Annotated in this window: 3 protein-coding genes and 1 pseudogene; 1 reads left to right on the top strand and 3 read right to left on the bottom strand. The window is 65.0% G+C overall.

Annotated features, from left to right (window positions below):
- Positions 1-134 (top strand): annotated as a pseudogene (locus tag EOA33_RS40950) (LysR family transcriptional regulator); the annotation flags it as partial.
- A gap of 15 nt (positions 135-149) precedes the next feature.
- Here EOA33_RS40950 and EOA33_RS30330 read toward each other — a convergent pair.
- The 3 genes from EOA33_RS30330 to EOA33_RS30320 all read right to left on the bottom strand — a co-directional run.
- Entirely contained in the window at positions 150-1406 is a 1257-nt protein-coding gene (locus tag EOA33_RS30330; RefSeq protein ID WP_127407321.1) for an Hsp70 family protein, read from the bottom strand.
- Between the two features lie 166 nt (positions 1407-1572).
- The gene (locus EOA33_RS30325) at positions 1573-2364 is read right to left on the bottom strand and encodes a TIGR02186 family protein (RefSeq protein ID WP_127407320.1); all 792 of its coding nucleotides are present in this window, start codon (positions 2362-2364) and stop codon (positions 1573-1575) included.
- On the bottom strand, positions 2364-2971 hold a 608-nt coding region (locus EOA33_RS30320; protein WP_145989357.1), incomplete at its 5' end, for a sulfite exporter TauE/SafE family protein. The genes EOA33_RS30320 and EOA33_RS30325, both read right to left, overlap by 1 nt.

Here is a 2971-nt window from a genome sequence, read left to right as displayed (position 1 = left end):
GCTCGGTGCCGATCGACCTGCCGCGGCGCGACTTCGCCATCATCACCCACCGCGACCGCCAGCCGAGCCTCGCCCAGACGGCGCTGCGGGCGCATTTGGGAAAGGCGGACTTGCCGCCGGCGGACAGGGGCTGATCGGGAAGAAGGGCTTCAGGCGAATTTCCGCTGCGCATCAAGCGCCAGTCCAAGCCCGACCGAGCCGAACATGTCGCCCTCGATGACGGAGGCCTGCGGCACCAGCGAGAGGATCTGGCGTTTGGCGAGAGGGATCGCTGTCGAGCCACCGGTCAGGAACACGGCAGTTATGGCGGAAGTGTCAACACCGGCATCCGCAATCGTCTGCCTCACGGTCTCGGTCACCCGGTCGATGTCGGCCCCGATCGTTGCCTCGAGGCCGGCGCGCGTGATCTCGGCTGCGAAGCGTGCGCCGGGCAGGGACACTTTCACCTCGGCGGCAGGCTGATCCGTCAGCGCGATCTTGGCCCTTTCCACCAGGCCCGCCAGCGCGTGGCCGTAGCGGTGCTCGACGATATGGATGAAGCGGCCGACGAGATCGGCGCGCTCGGCCTCGAAGCGGATTTGCTTCAGGTCCGTCATCGCCTTGGCGGTATAGACGAGGTTGATGCGCTGCCAGGTCGCCAGGTCGATGAAATAGCTCGCCGGTAGATTGCGCTTGCCGTCCTTGGTCGGCGTAAGATAGCCGAGTTCGGGCATTATGTGGGCGATGCTTAGCAGCCGGTCGAAGTCGGTGCCGCCGATATGGATGCCGCGGTTGGCCAGGATGTCGCCCTTGCGATCGTTCGAGCGGGCGCGCTCGGGCGAGACCCGCACCACCGAGAAGTCGGACGTGCCGCCGCCCATGTCGACGATCAGCGCCAGTTCCTCCCGGGCAACCTTCTGCTCGTAGTCGAGCGCCGCCGCGATCGGCTCGAACTGGAAGGCGATGTGCTTGAACCCCTGGGCGCGCGCCGCCTTTTCAAGCTCACTTTCCGCGCTCGCATCGGCCTCGGCGTCATCGTCGACGAATTGTACGGGCCGACCGAGCACGATGGTCTCGACCGGAGCGCGCGCGTCCTCTTCGAGGCGCTTCTTCAGATGGGCGATGAAGAAACCGATGATGTCGGTGAAGCCGATCAGGCGCGCCTTGATGCGGGTCTTCTCGTGAGCGAGCGAGCTGCCGAGCACGCTCTTCAGCGAGCGCATCAGCCGCCCCTCGATGCTGTCGGTGTAGTCGCTGATAGCACGGCGGCCGAAATAGGTATGGCCGTCCTCGAAGTTGAAGAAGACGGCGCTTGGCAATGTAGGTTGTTCACCTTCCAGCGCTACCAGTCGCGCCTGCCCGTTCCGGATCACGCCCACGGTGGAATTGGACGTGCCGAAATCGATGCCGCCGAATGCTGATTGCATAGCAGCCTCCTGTCATTGGTTCGTCGCAGCGGATCGCCGGCGCCGGCAAAGGCGCGGACGTCCGGATGGCCGGACCGTTCTGCCGAATTGAATGTGCGTGTTTGCCTTGGGAGGCGGCGGTTTATCGCATCATCGAAAAAAGGGAAAGCCTCTTTTCCCGGGGAGATCAATCCTTGCGGAAGACCAGCCGCCCCAGCCAGCCGGTCAGCATGGCGAGCGATACCGCGAAGACGCCGTAGAGAAAGGAATAGTCGTGCGCGACGCGGAAGATCGACTGCTCGAAACCGGATTTGCGGATTTCGAGCTGGGCCGAGCTTTCCTTGATGAACATGCCGCTCTTGAACAGGAAGGCGCGCGCCTTGTGGGTGCCGACCGGAACGTCGGGCGCCAGCCTAACCGTGGCGCGGAACAGGTTCTGCGACAGGAACTGCACGCCGCCGACATTTTCGCTGTAGAGCCCAGTCGCCTTCTTGCGATCTCGCAGCGCGGCGGTGAACTCCTCGATCGTCGCCGGGCTGTCGGTCTCGTCGGCGGGCTTCATGTAGAGGTTGGCCGAGCCGAGCGACAGCTGCTTGTAGCTGTTCGGTTCGGTTATGTCCTGCAGCGGCCGCGTCGTGGCCACCGAATAGGACACCGGCACATTCTCGAACGTCTCCGACTCCAGATTGATCCAGACGCCGAGCACCCGGTCCTTGCGCCGCACCACCACCGGTCGCGGCGGGCCCTCGAGCACGACGATGACGTCGTAGCGCCCCTGGCGCGCAACCAGCGGATCGGGATTCTCCAGCGATCCGAAGATGGTGAGGTCGGCGCCGGAAAACCCGGCGGTGATCGAGACGGCGTCGGTCGACAGGCCGATCTGGATGCCTTCGACCGGCGGCGTCTGGGCCGCCGTCGGCGACGCGGCCGCGACGAGCAGAAGCAAGGCAGCGGCCGCGAACCCCCTCCACCCCGCCATCAGCTCAGGCCCGCCGCGGAAAGCGAATAGAGATTGGGCGGCGTGACGAACAGATCGATCGCCAGGCGGATGGCGACGGCCAGAACCAGCAGCGCCAGCAATGCCCTGAGCTGCTCACCGCGCAGCTTCTGGCCGGCCTTGGCGCCATATTGCGCGCCGGCGACACCGCCCGCCATCAATAGGAAGGCGAGCATCACATCGACCGTCTGGTTGGTGGTGGCGTGCACCAGCGTGGTGTAGGCCGAGGTGAAGATGATCTGGAACAGCGAGGTGCCGATGACGACGTTGGTCGGCACTTTCAGGAGATAGATCAGCGCCGGCACCATGATGAAGCCGCCGCCCACACCCATGATCGACGACAGGAAGCCGATGCCGGCGCCGAGCCCGAGCACCGGGATGACGCTGACGAACAGCTTCGAGGCGCGGAAGCGCATCTTCAACGGCAGTCGATGGATCCAGTTGTGCTGGCCGGATTTCTTCAGCACGGGTGCGGCGCCGCTGCGGGTGGCGCGCAGCGCGTTGACGCTCTCGACCAGCATCAGTCCGCCGACGGTGCCGAGCAGCGCGACGTAGAGCAGCGAAATGAAGAGATCCAACTGGCCGAGCC

This window comes from Mesorhizobium sp. M4A.F.Ca.ET.050.02.1.1 (genome assembly GCF_003997725.1).
GTDB lineage: Bacteria > Pseudomonadota > Alphaproteobacteria > Rhizobiales > Rhizobiaceae > Mesorhizobium.
This window is presented reverse-complemented; position numbering and strand designations above follow the sequence as displayed.

Coding starts and splice junctions, on each gene's coding strand:
- EOA33_RS30330 (WP_127407321.1), bottom strand. CDS start 1,406: ATGCAATCAGCATTCGGCGGCATCGATTTCGGCACGTCCAATTCCACC.
- EOA33_RS30325 (WP_127407320.1), bottom strand. CDS start 2,364: ATGGCGGGGTGGAGGGGGTTCGCGGCCGCTGCCTTGCTTCTGCTCGTC.